This is a genomic window from Bradyrhizobium sp. USDA 4353 (assembly GCF_054063215.1).
In genome coordinates this window covers 2,149,225-2,164,165 of record NZ_JBSSGB010000001.1, presented here as the reverse complement: position 1 = coordinate 2,164,165, position 14,941 = coordinate 2,149,225, and the positions used below count along the sequence as shown (strand labels likewise).

General features: G+C 66.3%; 14 protein-coding genes. 10 read left to right on the top strand and 4 right to left on the bottom strand.

Going from position 1 to position 14,941, the window contains the following annotated elements; genetic code table 11:
- Nucleotides 1-226 precede the first annotated feature (226 nt).
- Nucleotides 227-739, top strand: coding sequence for a fasciclin domain-containing protein (locus ACVILH_RS09640; protein ID WP_456712685.1), 513 nt, complete (start codon nucleotides 227-229; stop codon nucleotides 737-739).
- 352 nt (nucleotides 740-1,091) lie between these two features.
- On the opposite strand, the gene ACVILH_RS09635 is transcribed toward ACVILH_RS09640, so the two are convergent.
- Together ACVILH_RS09635 and ACVILH_RS09630 are read right to left on the bottom strand one after the other, a co-directional pair.
- The gene (locus ACVILH_RS09635; RefSeq protein ID WP_456712684.1) at nucleotides 1,092-2,231 is read right to left on the bottom strand and encodes an acyl-CoA dehydrogenase family protein; all 1,140 of its coding nucleotides are present in this window, start codon (nucleotides 2,229-2,231) and stop codon (nucleotides 1,092-1,094) included.
- A 160-nt stretch (nucleotides 2,232-2,391) separates the two neighbouring features.
- Entirely contained in the window at nucleotides 2,392-3,576 is a 1,185-nt protein-coding gene (locus ACVILH_RS09630) for an acyl-CoA dehydrogenase family protein (RefSeq protein ID WP_456712683.1), read from the bottom strand.
- Nucleotides 3,577-3,729: 153 nt separating this feature from the next.
- Here ACVILH_RS09630 and ACVILH_RS09625 point away from each other — a divergent pair, with 153 nt between their 5' ends.
- Nucleotides 3,730-4,275, top strand: coding sequence for a carboxymuconolactone decarboxylase family protein (locus tag ACVILH_RS09625; RefSeq protein ID WP_456712682.1), 546 nt, complete (start codon nucleotides 3,730-3,732; stop codon nucleotides 4,273-4,275).
- 278 nt (nucleotides 4,276-4,553) lie between these two features.
- On the opposite strand, the gene ACVILH_RS09620 is transcribed toward ACVILH_RS09625, so the two are convergent.
- The gene (locus ACVILH_RS09620; RefSeq protein WP_456712681.1) at nucleotides 4,554-5,774 is read right to left on the bottom strand and encodes an MFS transporter; all 1,221 of its coding nucleotides are present in this window, start codon (nucleotides 5,772-5,774) and stop codon (nucleotides 4,554-4,556) included.
- Between the two features lie 200 nt (nucleotides 5,775-5,974).
- Between ACVILH_RS09620 and ACVILH_RS09615 the strand changes: the two genes are divergently transcribed.
- Entirely contained in the window at nucleotides 5,975-8,041 is a 2,067-nt protein-coding gene (locus ACVILH_RS09615) for a prolyl oligopeptidase family serine peptidase (protein ID WP_456712680.1), read from the top strand.
- 200 nt (nucleotides 8,042-8,241) lie between these two features.
- Here ACVILH_RS09615 and ACVILH_RS09610 read toward each other — a convergent pair whose 3' ends face one another.
- Nucleotides 8,242-8,919, bottom strand: a complete 678-nt coding sequence (locus ACVILH_RS09610) for a DUF938 domain-containing protein (RefSeq protein WP_456712679.1) — start codon at nucleotides 8,917-8,919, stop codon at nucleotides 8,242-8,244.
- Between the two features lie 152 nt (nucleotides 8,920-9,071).
- Here ACVILH_RS09610 and soxX point away from each other — a divergent pair, with 152 nt between their 5' ends.
- The 7 genes from soxX to ACVILH_RS09575 all read left to right on the top strand — a co-directional run bounded on the left by soxX (nucleotide 9,072) and on the right by ACVILH_RS09575 (nucleotide 14,738).
- A complete protein-coding gene (soxX, locus tag ACVILH_RS09605) occupies nucleotides 9,072-9,401 on the top strand; it encodes a sulfur oxidation c-type cytochrome SoxX (protein WP_456712678.1) in 330 nt (109 codons plus the stop codon).
- An 18-nt stretch (nucleotides 9,402-9,419) separates the two neighbouring features.
- On the top strand, nucleotides 9,420-9,914 hold the full coding sequence (gene soxY / locus ACVILH_RS09600) for a thiosulfate oxidation carrier protein SoxY (protein ID WP_456712677.1): 495 nt from the start codon (nucleotides 9,420-9,422) through the stop codon (nucleotides 9,912-9,914).
- Between the two features lie 11 nt (nucleotides 9,915-9,925).
- A complete protein-coding gene (soxZ, locus tag ACVILH_RS09595) occupies nucleotides 9,926-10,237 on the top strand; it encodes a thiosulfate oxidation carrier complex protein SoxZ (protein ID WP_456712676.1) in 312 nt (103 codons plus the stop codon).
- Entirely contained in the window at nucleotides 10,234-11,079 is an 846-nt protein-coding gene (gene soxA / locus ACVILH_RS09590; RefSeq protein ID WP_456712675.1) for a sulfur oxidation c-type cytochrome SoxA, read from the top strand. The genes soxZ and soxA overlap by 4 nt, the downstream gene beginning before the upstream one ends.
- A 26-nt stretch (nucleotides 11,080-11,105) precedes the next feature.
- Complete coding sequence (locus ACVILH_RS09585; RefSeq protein ID WP_035648874.1) at nucleotides 11,106-11,408, top strand: hypothetical protein; 303 nt, start codon at nucleotides 11,106-11,108, stop codon at nucleotides 11,406-11,408.
- Nucleotides 11,409-11,418: 10 nt separating this feature from the next.
- On the top strand, nucleotides 11,419-13,167 hold the full coding sequence (gene soxB / locus ACVILH_RS09580; RefSeq protein ID WP_456712674.1) for a thiosulfohydrolase SoxB: 1,749 nt from the start codon (nucleotides 11,419-11,421) through the stop codon (nucleotides 13,165-13,167).
- Nucleotides 13,168-13,514: 347 nt separating this feature from the next.
- Nucleotides 13,515-14,738: an MFS transporter gene (locus ACVILH_RS09575; RefSeq protein WP_456712673.1), complete on the top strand. Its 1,224-nt coding sequence runs from the start codon at nucleotides 13,515-13,517 to the stop codon at nucleotides 14,736-14,738.
- Nucleotides 14,739-14,941: the final 203 nt, after the last annotated feature.

Here is a 14,941-nt window from a genome sequence, read left to right as displayed (position 1 = left end):
TTAGTTGTGCGGATTCATGCGTCTCGCACATATCGCCTGGACGCCTCGGCAACACGCTCACGAGTTCGTGAACAATCTCTCAAATCCATCCGATCGCACCGGTCGTAACGATTTCGACCAATCCGGTCGGGGTGATGCGACCCTGGACCACAGGGGAGAACAAGGGCCGCAAATCCTTTTTGCGCATCAGCCAACTCATCAGTTCAGTTCACAAGGAAACACTCGAATGACGCTGGGATTCCGTTCGTTCGTTGCCGGCGCGTTGATGCTGGGCGCGCTCTCCATCTCCGCTACCGCCGCTCGCGCGGCTGATATCGTCGACACCGCCGTCGGTGCCGGCCAGTTCAAGACGCTGGTCGCCGCCGCCAAGGCCGCGGGCGTCGTGCCGGTGCTGAAGAGCAAGGGTCCGTTCACGGTGTTCGCGCCGACGGATGCCGCGTTCGCCGCGCTGCCGCCGGGCACGGTCGAGGACCTGCTCAAGCCGAAGAACAAGGGCAAGCTCGCCGCGATCCTGAAGTATCACGTGATCCCGGGCGCGGTGAAGGCGGGCGACGTCGCCGGCAAGAAGCTCAGCGTCAAGACCGCGCAGGGCCAGCCGGTGGCCGTCGACGGCACCATGTTCGGCGTGCAGGTCAACGACGCCCATGTCGTCCAGGCTGACATCGGCGCCTCGAACGGCGTCATCCACGTCATCGACAAGGTGCTGCTGCCGCCGGCCAAGACGGCGATGCATCACTGATACGACAAAGCATCGATTGAAACGAGAGCGCGCCGTTGATGACGGCGCGCTTTTCGTCTTAGTCTATCAAGATGGACCTTCGAGAGCTCAATGCAATGTTTGCGGCAGTCGTGACCCGGCTGGCGCCACACCCACCGCCGTCGTCCCGGCGAACGCCGGGACCCATAACCCCAAGACGACGCGGTGACCCGCGCAGACAGCTCCAGCCTTCGCCAAATTGCGGACGGTGGCTATGGGTCCCGGCTCAAGGCCGGGACGACACCGTCGTTGTAGGCCTATTTCGGCCCTCAGCAGAGCGTCTAGGCGACTGCATCCTTTAGGGGCGACCGCCCGACTCAGCCGGCGATCCGACTCAATACCCTCTCTTCTCCGCCAACTGCGCCGCGTGATAGTGCGCATCACCGAGCAGCTCCTCACACACTCGCGCGCGCTTCATGAAGAAGCCGATGTCGAACTGGTCGGTCATGCCCATGCCGCCATGCATCTGCACGCCCTCCTGCACCGCGCGCGTCGCGGTGGCGCCGGCGCGGGCTTTTGCGACGGCAACGGCTGCGGTCGCATTGGTGGGGTCGGCATCGAGCGCCTGCAGCGCTTTCAGCACGGCGGCGCGGGTGATCTCGATCTCGATGTAGAGCTGGGCTGCACGGTGCTGCAGCGCCTGGAATTCGCCGATCGCCTTGCCGAACTGCTTGCGCTCCTTGAGATAGGCGACGGTGCGGCCGAACACCTCCTCGCTGAGGCCGACCATCTCGGAGGCGACGGCACCGCGGCCGAGATCGAGCACGCCGCCGAGCACGGTCGCGCCGCCATCGATCTCGCCCAGCACATGATCCGCATTCACCTCGACATTGTCGAATGTGATGCGCGCGGCGTTGTGCGCGTCGACCATGATGGTGCGCTCGATCGCGACGCCCTTGGCCTTGGGGTCGACCAGGAACAGCGTCAGGCCCTCGCGCTCGCCCGGCGCGCCGGCGCTGCGCGCCACGACGAGCAGGAGATCGGCGACATGACCATCGACCACCATCGCCTTGGCGCCGCTCAGCCTGAAGCCGTTACCGGAGCGGATGACCTGAAGCGAGGTGTGCAGCGGACGATGCTTGGCGCCTTCGTCGAGCGCGAGCGCCGCGAGCAGCTTGCCGCTGGCGATCTTCGGCAGATGCTCCGACTTCTGTGCGGCCGAGCCGGCGCGTGTCAGCGCGGACGCCGACAGCACCGCCGTCGCGAGGAACGGCGACGGCATCAAGGTGCGGCCGATCTCCTCCATCACGACACCCGCTTCGACCGCGCCGAGCCCGGAGCCGCCGTGCTCCTCGGGCACCAGCAGGCCGGCAAAGCCCATCTCGGCGAAGGTGGCCCAGAGCTCCCTGGAGAAGCCGGCCTCATCGCGCGTGTCGCGCAGCTTGCGCAGATGCGCGACCGGCGCGTGATCGGAGATCAGGCCGCGCGCGCTGTCGCGCAGCATGGATTGTTCTTCGGTGAGGAGGAGAGGCATGGCGAGAATCCTTGAAACTCAAGCTGCAGCTGACCAGTTCGCTCTCAACCCTCATGGTGAGGAGGCGCCCTTGCGCCGTCTCGAACCATGAGGCCGACAGTGGGGCCTCATCCTTCGAGACGCGCGCCAAGGGCGCGCTCCTCAGGATGAGGGTCTTTCGTCACGCCCCCGGCAGATCGAGGATGCGCTTGGCGACGATGCCGAGCATGACCTCGGAGGTGCCGCCTTCGATGGAGTTGGCTTTGGTGCGCAGCCAGGCGCGCGCACGGGCGCCCTCGTGCGAGCGCTCGCTCTCCCATTCCAGCGCGTCGATGCCGCCCGCGGACATCAGGAGCTCGTGGCGGCGCTTGTTGAGCTCGGTGCCGTAATACTTCATCGCCGAGGAGAACGCCGGATGGCCCTGCCCTGCCTTGGCGAGATCGACCATGCGCTCCGCGGCAGCGGCAAGCGCCGCCTCATCGACATCGAAGGTGGCGATCTCGGCGCGCAGCAGCGCATCGTCGAGCCGGCCTTGCGCATCGCTGCCGACCGAGTCCGCCGCGACCTGGCCGAGCGGCCGGCTGCCGCCGCGCTCGCCCATGCCGGAGATCATCGCGCGCTCGTGCTGCAAGAGATATTTCGCGACGTCCCAGCCGCGGTTGACCGTGCCGAGCACATTGGCCTTGGGCACACGCACATTGTCGAAGAAGGTCTCGCAGAACGGCGAGCGGCCGGAGATCAAGAGGATCGGCTTGGTCGTGACGCCCTTCGACGTCATGTCGAACAGGATGAAGCTGATGCCGTCATGCTTCTTCGCCGTGGGATCGGTGCGCACCAGGCAGAAGATCCAGTCGGCGTAGTTGGCGTAGGACGTCCAGATCTTCTGGCCGTTGATGATGTAGTCGTCGCCGTCGCTCTCCGCGCGCGTCTGCAACGAGGCGAGGTCGGAGCCGGCATTCGGCTCGGAATAGCCCTGGCACCAGCGAATGAGTCCGGCGGTGATCTTCGGCAGGTGCTCGCGCTTCTGCGCCTCCGTGCCGTATTTCAGCAGCGCCGGCCCGAGCATCGAAATGCCGAACGAGGTGATCGGCGCGCGCGCGCCGATCGCGGCCATCTCCTGGCGCACGATCTTGGCCTCCTCGCCATCGAGGCCGCCGCCGCCATATTCCCTGGGCCAATGCGGCACCGTCCAGCCCTTGTCGCGCATGCGCTCGAACCAGACGCGCTGCGGCTCGGAGGAGAACTTCGCGTTGCGGCCGCCCCAGAACGTATCCTCCTCGGAGGTCATCGGCTGGCGCGTTTCGGGCGGGCAGTTTGCCTCCAGCCAAGCCCTCGTTTCGCGGCGGAATGTGTCGAGATCGGCCATGCCCAGTCCTCGCGCGTTTCCATGTTTGCTGTCGTTGGCACGACCTAACCTCAGCACGTCAGGGAATTCAATATCGATGTCGCCGCGGGCGGCTCGCCTCGAAGGCCGATCTATGGTCATGATACCGCTGCGTGAAAATACGAGGACACGACCATGCGCCTGAAACTTCTTTCGCCTGGCGAAATGAGCGCCGACCAGCGCCAGACCTATGACGAGTCGATCGCCAGCAAGCGCGGCTCGCCGCCGCCGCCGATGATGGCGTGGCTCAACAGCCCGGAGATGGCGCGGCACGCCACCCGGCTCGGCGCCTTCCTGCGCTACGACACGGTGTTTCCGGCGGCTCTCTCGGAGATCGCGATCCTGGTGACGGCCCGGCACTGGACCGCGCATTACGAATGGTACGCGCATAAGCGCTTGGCGCTGGCCGGCGGCTTGGACATCAAGATCATCGATGCCATCCGCGACCGCCGCACGCCGGAATTTTCCGATCCGAAGGCGCAGATCATCTACGATGTCGCCAAGTCATTGCATGAGGGGCACGGGTTGACGGACGCGCTCTATGCCGAGGCGATCGCCACGCTCGGCGAGCGCGGCCTGGTCGAGATCATCGGCCTGTGCGGCTACTACACGATGGTCTCGATGACGCTGAACGCGTTCGAGTTCGACCTGCCCGAGGGCGAGGTGTCGGAGTTGAAGTAGTCAGGAGCACGACAGCGCTCCCGCCGCTACGGTGCCCATGACTGCGCCCTCTCCCCTAAGGCGAAGCAAAGCTTCGCCAGGGTGGGAGAGGGCTACACCGCCGGCAGCTACAAACTCACTCCGGTGAGGGGTTCGTGCCGCATACTCAGGCCGTCGCCCGGGGCAACCCCTCACCCGGTTTCGATGCTTCGCATCGAAACCACCCTCTCCCACAAGGGGAGAGGGTACACCGCCCGATCCGCTCGACGGGTGAGCCTATTGTTGCGTGCGAGCTCTTGTTATCCCGGCTCCGCCGCCACCCGCCGCTTCGACGACCACACCAGCGCCAGCACGCACAAGCCCAGAAGCACCGGCGGGAACACCACCATGTTCACCGCCGACCAGCCGAAATGCGCGAGCAGTTGGCCCGATGAGAACGAGCCCAGCGCCATCAGGCCGAAGATCAGGAAATCGTTGAAGGCCTGCACCTTGTTGCGCTCGGCGGTCGTATGCGTCTCCAGCACCAAAGCGGAGGCGCCGACGAAGCCGAAATTCCAGCCGACACCGAGCGCCACGAGCGTGGCCCAGAAGTGCATCGCGGTGAGGCCTGACAGTCCGATGATCGCGGCGACGGCTTCCAGCGCCAGCCCGACGGCAACGATGACCGGCGCGCCGAAGCGGGCGATCAGCGAGCCCGTGAAGAAGCTCGGGCCATACATCGCGACGATGTGCCATTGCAGGCCGAAATTGGAATCCGACACCGTCAGCCCGCACATCTGCATCGCCAGCGGCGCCGAGGTCATCACCAGGTTCATCACGGGATAGGCGATGGTGCCGCACAATGCCGCCGCGATGAAGCGCGGCTGGCGCACGATCTCGAACAGCGGACGGCCGCCATGCAGATCGGCAGCTGCGGGCTTGTCCAGATCGACGCCGGCGACGATGCCCATGGCGATCAGCGCCACCGCAGCCTGCACTAGGTAGCTGAACGCGAACAGATACGGTTGCCAGACGTCCATGGTCCATTGCACGAGCTGCGGACCGAGCAGGCCGGCGAAGATGCCGCCGGCCATCACCCATGACACCGCCTTCGGCCGGAAGGCCGCGCTGGCGCCATCCGCGGCCGCGAAGCGGTAGGACTGTGCGACCGCGCCATAGAGGCCGCCGAGGAACGTGGCCAGGCAGAACAGCGCGAACGAGCCGCGCAGAATCGCGAGGCAGCCGAGCACGCCGGTGACGGCGCCGCAGCCGGTGCCGATCAGGAACGCGACGCGGCGGCCATAGCGGCGGGAGATCGCGCCGGTCGGCAAGGTGCCGGCCGCGAGGCCGACGACGTACATTGAGATCGGCACGGTCGCGAGACCGATGTTCGGCGCGATGGTGACGCCGACGATCGCGCCGGTGGCGAAGATCACCGCCGAGTTGGCGCCGGTCAGCGCCTGCGCGGCAGCGAGGCGGGCGACGTTGCGGCGCGCGCGGGCATCATCGGAAGTGTCTTCGGTCACGGTCACGTCGATCATGGGTTGTCCGGACGGCGCTGGCCTGGCCCGCGCTGCCTCATTGCTCCGCTGTCGCGGCACTATTGCGGGAAGCCCGCGGCCGAGGCAACCGGCCGCAACGGAAGCAAGCCATGCGCGATGCGTGATTCGACAGGCCAAGCCGGCCCGGCTAATCCAGCCGGCGGTATTCTCGCGTCAACGGCGGCTGCGGAGCTTGAGCCATGTCAATCGACGATCGTCCGACCCTCGCCGCCCCCGACGACGATCCGCATCTGTGGCTCGAGGACATCGAGGGCGAGCGCGCGCTCGCCTTCGTCGCGGCGCAGAATCAGCGCACGCTCGCGGCGTTCGGGGGCGCGGGCTTCGAAAGGGATCGGGACACGCTGGCTGCGATCTTCGACCGGCCGGACAACATTCCGTTCGTCAGCCGGCGCGGCGGCCGCCTCTACAATCAATGGAAGGACGCGGCGCATCCGCGCGGGCTGTGGCGCCGGACCAGGCTGGACGAGTTCCGCAAAGCGGAGCCGAAATGGGACGTGCTGCTCGACATTGACCGTCTCGCCGCCGACGAAGGCGAGGACTGGACGTTGAACTGGGTCTCGACCCTGCCGCCGATTCATGAGCGCGCGATCCTGTCACTGTCGCGCGGCGGCAGCGACGCGGTGGTGCTTCGCGAATTCGATCTCAGCACCAAGCGTTTCGTCGAGGGTGGCTTCACGCTCACCGAGGCCAAGGGCAGCGTCGATTGGCTCGACCAAGACACGCTGCTGCTGTCGAGCGCGTTCGGCGAGGGCATGGCGACGCCGTCGGGCTATGCCCGCACCGTGCGGCTGTGGCGGCGGGGCGAGCCGGTCGATGCAGCGAAGGTGATCTTCGCCGCCGGGAACGATCAGTCGGTCTGGGTGCGCGCCGGTGTCGATCGCAGCGTGACGCCCGCGCGCGTGTGGTTCACCGAGGGGCTCGACTTCTTCAACCATCATCTCTGGCTCGGCGACGCCCAGGGCGCGCGCACCAGGCTCGATCTGCCGACCGATTGCTGGATGACGGCGGATGGCGACTGGATGGCCGTGAAGCTGCGTGAGCCATGGATCGTCGGCGAGGCCGCCTATCCCGCCGATGTCGTGTTGGGCATCCGGCTGTCGGCGTTTCTGGCCGGCTCGCGCGACTTCGTTCGCCTGTTCGAGCCGGGCCAACGCCGCGCGCTGCAGGGACTGTACTGGGCCGGTGGCCGGCTGGTGCTGTCGATCCTCGACGAGCTCCGGCCGCAATTCGAGCTGTGGACGCCGTCACCGCAGCGATGGACTTGCGAGCAGTTGCCGGGATTGCCGGAGATCGCGACCGTGGACGTCTGGCGGTTCGACATCGAGGACACCGAGAGCAATGGCGACCTGCTCGCCAATGTCCAGGATCCGCTGACGCCCCCGTCGCTCCAGCTCATCGAGGGCTTTGGTGCGCCCGTCATCCTGAAGCGGGCGCCGCGCACCTTCACCGCCGAGGGCTATGTGGTGTCGCGACACGAGGCGGTCTCGGTGGACGGCACCAGCATTCCCTACACGCTGACCGGACCGGCCGAGCTCACGGGCGATGCGCCCGTGTATATGAGCGCCTATGGCGGCTTCGGCCATACCATTCGCCCCAGTTACAATGCTGCGCTCGGCAAGCTGTGGCTGGAGCGCGGCGGCAGCCTCGTCGAAGCCAACATCCGCGGCGGCGGCGAGTTCGGCACCGCCTGGCACGACGCCGGCCGCTACGCCGGCAAGCGGCTCGCGCATGATGATTTCGCCGCTGTTGCCGCCGATCTCGTCCGGCGCGGCGTCACGCTACCGAAGCGCATTGGCGCGCAGGGCGGCTCGAATGGCGGCATCCTGATCACCAACATGCTGGTGCGCTATCCCGAGCGCTTCGGCGCGCTGTTCTGCACCATCCCGCTGATCGATATGCGCCGCTACACCAAGCTGCTGGCAGGCGCGAGCTGGATCGCGGAGTATGGCGATCCCGACAAGGCCGAGGAGTGGAGCTGGCTACAGACCTACTCGGCCTATCACACGGCGAAGCCCGGCCAGCCTTACCCGCCGATCCTGATCGCCACGACACGGCGCGACGATCGCGTACATCCGGGCCATGCGCGCAAGATGACCGCCAAGCTGCAGGCCATGGGCTACGACAGCTATTTCTACGAGCCCGCCGCCGGCGGCCACGGCTACGGCACCGACAACCGCGAGCGCGCCAGCTTCATCACGCTCGGCGTGCGGTTTCTCGCGCGGCATGTGGGGCTGGAGATGGGGTAACCCCGCGCTTCGTTACGGACGGCGCTGCGCGCGCCACCCACAGCTGTCATCCCGGCGAACGCCGGGATCCATACTCCGCGGCAGCAGTTTGTCGCGATGACAGTTGTCACAACGATCTCGCGTCACAACTGGCCCCTGTGGTTATGGGTCCCGGCGTTCGCCGGGACGACGGCTGTGGATGGCGATGCGCCGTCGACAAGTCACGAGCTGCGCGCGAATACCAGAATCATGTTGTTCGCCGGCATCTCCACTATCTCGCGCAACGTCAGGCCATTGCGCGCGGCGAGCGCGTCGAGATCGGTGATGTCGCGGACGCCCCATTCCGGGTTGCCCTCGCGCAGAGACGTATCGAACACGGCGTTGCTGACCGCCGTATGCTTGCCGCCGCGCTTGAACGGGCCGTAGAGCATCAGCAGCCCACCCGGTGACAGCACCTCGCCTGCCCCCGCGAACAATCCCTCCGCCACTGCCCACGGCGCGATATGGATGACGTTGGCGCAGAAGATCGCGGCGAGTTGCGCCGGGCCGCCGGCGGCCTTGAAGCCGGCGACCCAGGCCGGATCTGAGAGATCGATGCGCTGGGCGTCGCGGATGTTGGAGAGACCGGCGTGCGTACGCCACGCCGCGATGCTGGCGAGGTGATTGTCGTTGTAATCGCTCGGCCACCACATGAGATCAGGCCGCTGCGCGGCGAAATGCACCACATGTTGCCCGGTGCCGCTGCCGGCCTCCAGCACGTCGCCGGTCCGGCCGTCGAGCAGCCGCGCCAGCACGGCCCAGATCGGCTGATGGTTGCGATGGAACGCGGGGGCATCCAGCCGTCCGTCCGGTTCCACCCGCCGGCCATCCCGGCCGAACTCCACGACATACTCCGCCATTGCAACTCTCCTGGCCGCCGCTGAACGGCTCTCGTTAACCGCGTTCAGCCGGCCACCATACCTGCATTGTCAGCCGATGGTCTTTATGCTTTGCAGCCCCTATATTGCTGGCATCACCGAGACGTCGGAACTCCACCTTGATCACATCCGTCATGCGTACCGCCCTGACGCTGGGGCTTTCGCTTGCCCTTTCCGCAGCTGCTCACGCCCAGTCCGGCGCCACGGACGGCCAGAAGCTGGCGTTCGACCGCGGCAAGGGCAATTGCCTGACCTGCCACGAGATCAAGGGCGGCGACCTGCCGGGCTCGATCGGGCCGAAGCTCGAGAACCTCAAAGGCCGGTATGACCGTGCCGAGCTGACCGCGATCCTCAACGACGAGACGGTCCGCAATCCCTTGACGGTGATGCCGCCGTTCGGCCGCAACCGCATCCTGACCGAGCAGGAAATCAGCGCCATCGTCGATTTCCTGCAGACCCTCTGATTCCGTTTGGAGACACCTATGACTGCCTCGTTCGGCCCAGTGGCCAGCCGCCGCCTGATCCTGAAGGGCGCAGGCCTCGTCGCGCTGATCGGCCTCGGCAACGCCGTGCTGCACACGACGCCCGTGTTCGCCGCCACCAACGACAACAAATATCCCGAAGACGCTTTCAAGCAGAAGAACGCGGGCGACGCGATCAAGGCGCTGTACGGCCGTGATCACGAGGCGTCCGACAAGATCAAGCTGGATGCGCCTGAGATCGCCGAGAACGGCGGCGTGGTGCCGATCGCGGTGACGACGAGCCTGCAGAACGTCACCTCGATTTCCTTCATCGTCGCCGAGAACCCGAACGCGCTCGCGGCATCCTACAAGATCCCCGAGGGCACCGTGCCGGCGGTAGCGAACCGGCTGAAGATGGCCAAGACCTCCAGCGTGATCGCGCTCGTCGAATCCGGCGGCAAGCTCTACAGCGCGACCAGGGAAGTGAAGGTCACCGTCGGCGGCTGCGGCGGCTAGGGAGAGCGACCATGGCATCGAGCATTCGCGTCCGCGCGATCCTGAACGGCGACATCACCGAGGTGCAAACCCTAATCCAGCACCCGATGGATACGGGGCTGGTCAAGGACGCCAAGGGCGAGGTCATTCCGGCGCACTACATCCAGCAACTCACCTTCACGCACAAGGACAAGACCGTGTTCCTGGCGGATTGGGGCACCGCGGTCTCCAAGGATCCCTACGTCAAGTTCGGCTTCAAGGGCGCGGCGAAGGGCGACGAGCTGAAGGTGAGCTGGGTCGACAACAAGGGCGCGACCGACAGCCTGACGGCGACGATCCAATGATGCGCTTGCGCCTCCTTCTTGCTGTCGCGGGGGCGCTCGGTTTCGGCGTCTCCGCGGTTGCCGCGGACAAGCCGAACCCGGTTGCCGACGCCAAGGCGTTCCAGGACTACTTCGTCAAGAAGTTCCCGAAGGTGGCGTTCGACGATTTCGTCAACGGTCCCTATTCGATGAACGCCGACATGCGCCGGCAGTGGGAGGAGAAGGAGCAGTTTCCGCCTTACGAGTTCGCGCTCGAGGCCGGCAAGGAGATGTTCGCCAAGCCGTTCAAGAACGGCAAGACCTATGCCGACTGCTTCCCGAACGGCGGCATCGGCATCCGCCAGAACTACCCGTATTTCGACGACAAGGAAGGCAAGGTCGTCACGCTCGAGCTGGCGCTGAACCGCTGCCGCGAGGCCAATGGCGAGCCGCCCTATTCCTACGTCAAGGACGAGATGGCCTCGCTGACCGCCTACATGGCGTTCACCTCGCGCGGCAAGCGCTTCGACATCAAGATCCCCGACGATCCGCGCGCGTTGGACGCCTATGAGAAGGGCAAGGAATATTTCTACACCCGCCGCGGCCAGCTGAACTTCTCCTGCGCGAGCTGTCACGTGCAGAGCCCGGGCGAGCGCATCCGCGCCGAGATCCTGGCGCCTGCGCTCGGCATTCTCAACGCGATGCCGATCTACCGCTCCGAATGGAGCGGCATGGGCACGATCAGCCGCCGCATCGTGACGTGCAACAGCCAGACACGCGCCGTGCCGCTGGAGCCGCAGTCGGACGAGTATCGCAACCTCGAATATTATCTGTCCTACGTGTCGAACGGCCTGCCGGTTTCAGGACCGGGAGCGCGGCCATGACCAATAAAGTCACGACAACAAACGTCATGAAAAAGATCGTGTTCGCCATGATGGTGTCGGCGGTCTGCGCCGGCTCCGCGCGGGCTGCGTCGGAAGCCGACTACGTCGCGGCTGTCGCGGCGGCCGAGAGCGCCAACAAGGAAGCCGGACGTCTGCGCAACCAATGGACCGTGACCCAGGCCGCACTGAATGCTGCAAAGAAGGCGGCGGAGTCCGGCAATTTCGACCAGGCGCTGAAATCGGCGCAGGAGGCCGAGGCGCTCGCCAAGGCCTCGATCGTCCAGGCCACCAGCGAGAAGCAGCGCTGGAAGGACCTGGAGATCCGCTAGGACGCGAGCGATGATGCGGCGCCGGGATTTTCTCAAAGCATCAGGTGCCGCCGTGCTCGCCGCGCCGGCGCTGCTGCGCAACGCCTGCGCCGCCGAGACCGTCAGCCTCTACGACGTCGAGAAGTTCGGCAATGCGCGCATCCTGCACATCACCGACACGCATGCGCAGCTGCGGCCGGTGTATTTCCGCGAGCCCAGCGTCAATCTCGGCATCGGCGAGATGTGGGGCAAGCCGCCGCATCTGGTCGAGCGCGCCTTCCTCGACCGCTACGGCATCCGCCCCGACAGCGCCGAGGCCTATGCCTTCACCTCGTTCGAGTTCGAGAAATTTGCGGTCCGCTTCGGCAAGATGGGCGGCTTCGCGCATCTGAAGACGCTGATCGACAAGCTGCGCGCTGACGCCGGCGACCGTCGCTCGCTGCTGCTCGACGGCGGCGATCTCTGGCAGGGCACCGGCCTGGCCCATGCGATGCGCGGCGCCGACATGGTCAGCGCGGCCAATCTGCTCGGCATCGACGCGATGACCGGGCACTGGGAGTTCACCTATGGCGAGGAGGCGCTGCGCGCCAATCTCGCGCGCTTCAAGGGCGAGTTCCTGGCGCAGAATGTGTTCCTGACCGAGGAGGCAGCGTTCAACGACGCCAAGGCGTTCGACCGCGGCTCCGGCCGCGTGTTCAAGCCGGCCACGATCAAGGAGATCGGCGGCGCGCGCATCGCCATCATCGGCCAGGCCTTCCCCTACGTGCCGATCGCCCATCCGCGCCGTTTCACGCCGGACTGGACGTTCGGCATCCGCGAGGAGGAGCTGCAGAAGCTGGTCGATGCCCTGCGCGGCGCCGACAAGGTCGATGCGGTGATCCTGCTGTCGCACAACGGCATGGATGTCGACCTCAAGCTCGCGAGCCGCGTCACTGGCATCGACGTCATCCTCGGCGGCCACACCCATGACGCGATCCCGCAGCCGGTCGCGGTCAGCAACGCCAAGGGCGCCACCCTCGTCACCAATGCCGGCTCCAACGGCAAATTCGTCGGCGTGCTCGATCTCGACGTCGGCAAGGGCCGCGTCGCCGATGCACGCTATCGGCTGCTGCCGGTCTATTCGGAGCTGCTGAAGCCTGATCCGGCGATGCAGGCGCTGATCGACCAGACGCAGCAGCCGCAGGTCGCCGCCTGGAGCGAGAAGCTCGCGACCTCGGACCGGCTGCTGTATCGCCGCGGCAATTTCGAGGGCACCACCGACGATCTGATCTGCGCGGCGCTGCGCCGCGAGCTCGATGCCGAGCTGGCGCTGTCGCCGGGTTTCCGCTGGGGCCCCTCGGTGCTCGCCGGCCAGTCGATCATGCTGGAGGACGTGCTCGCGCAGACCGCGATCACCTACCCGGAAACCTATGTGCAGCGGATGACCGGGGCTGACATCAAGGCCGTGCTCGAGGACGTCTGCGACAACCTCTTCAACGCCGATCCCTATTTGCAGCAGGGCGGCGACATGGTGCGCACCGGCGGCTTCTCCTATCGCTGCACGCCGTCGGAGCCGATCGGCCGCCGCATCTCCGACCTCACGCGCGACGACGGCCATCCCTTGGAAGCCGGCAAGACCTACAAGGTCGCCGGCTGGGCCTCGATGAATGCGCAGGACGGCAAGCCAGTGTGGGACGTCGTCGCCAACCACCTGCGCAACGGCCAGTTGGTGCTGACGGGAACCAACAAGGTCACGCTCTCGGGCGTCGACGGCAATCCCGGGTTTGCGTCGCAGTCGTGAGGGGATCGAGGTCACGCTGTGCCGATCGCCCAGAGGTGCCTCGTCAACTCCGCTGTCGTCCCGGCGAAAGCCGGGACCCATAAACACCGCTGGCGCGGGGTGAGTCAGGCTGGAGCGGCATCGCGTTTCGCCATAGGCGACGGTGGTTATGAGTCCCGGCGTTCGCCGGGACGACGGCCTAAATCGGGACTGCGCGCAGGTGCCATGCGCCGGCGTTCATGGACAATGAACCGCAATCCGATAGTGTGGCGATGTGTCGCGCGCCCGCATTGCGGGAGCCTCGGCGGTTTGCCGGCAACGCGCTCTCCAGTTTCATCATCGACGCTCCGGAGCCACACGGATCGAGCATGGCTGACGTTCTCGCCGCATCGCAACACACCGCCGCTCCGGTCCGGGCCGCCTCGTCGCTGCGCACCTTGGCGCTGGTCTCGCTGGCGCATTGGGTCAGCCACCTGCACATGCTGGTGCTGCCGATGCTGTTTCCCTACCTGAAGGAGAAGCTCGGCGTCGGCTATGTCGAGCTCGGCTTTCCGCTCACATTGTTCGCGGTGGTCTCGGCGCTGACCCAGGCCCCGGTCGGCTATCTCGTCGACCGCGCCGGCGCCCGCCGCATCCTGCTGCTCGGCCTGACGCTCGGCGGCCTGTCGTTGGCGATGCTCGGGGTCTACCTGACCTATACCAGCCTCGTCGTCTCGGCGGTGCTGCTCGGCCTCGCCAACGCGGTCTATCACCCGTCCGACTACGCGCTGCTGTCGGCGCATATGGAAGAGAGCCGGATGGGCCGCGCCTTCGGCGTGCATACTTTCGCAGGCTATCTCGGCGGCGCGGTCGCGCCGGCCGTGATGGCGGCGCTGGTCACCGCCGTCGGCGGCTCCGGCGCGCTGATCGCGGCGGGCCTGGTCGGGCCGCTCGCCGCGCTGCTGCTGCTCGTCGGCAACGTGCCGGAGGTGCCGCCGCATCCGCATGCCACCAAGGCTGATGGCACCAAGGTCAAGCAGCCGGGCCTGCTGACGCCGATGCTGATGCTGCTGACCGTGTTCTTCATGCTGCTCAGCCTGTCCAACGCCGGCATCTCCAGCTTCGGCGTGGTCGCCTTCATGAACGGCTACGGCATCTCGTTCTCGACCGCCAACATTGCGCTCACCGCCTTCCTCGGCGCCAGCGCGGTCGGCGTGCTCGCCGGCGGCCAGCTCGCCGACCGCATCCGCCATCACAACCTGGTCGCGGCGGTGGCCTATGCCATCAATGCCGTGCTGGTGCTGATCATCACCTTCGTCAGCCTGCATCCGGTGCTGCTGGTCGCGATCATGCTGACCGCCGGCTTCATGAGCGGCGTCATCGCGCCCTCGCGCGACATGCTGGTCCGCAACGCCGCTCCCGCCGGCGCCGCCGGCCGCGCCTTCGGCATCGTCTCCACCGGCTTCAACTTCGCCGGCGTCGTCAGCCCGCTGCTGTTCGGCTGGATCATGGACATGAACGCCCCGCGCTGGGTGTTCGGCACGTCCGTGGTGTTCATGCTGCTGACCATCGTGCTGGCGTTCTTCACCGAGCCGAAGAAGAAGACGGCGTAGTTATCGTCGTAGGGTAGGCAAAGCGCAGCGTGCCCACCATTGCAACTAAGACCGCCGCCGTAAACGGTGGGCACGCTTCGCTTTGCCCACTCTACGGACTACGGACAACCGATTGTTAGTTCGTCAGCGCTGCCAGATGCAGCGCCCTCTTCCCTTGCGGGAGAGGGCATCACCGGCTCATCCACTTGCGCAGTCGGGTGAGG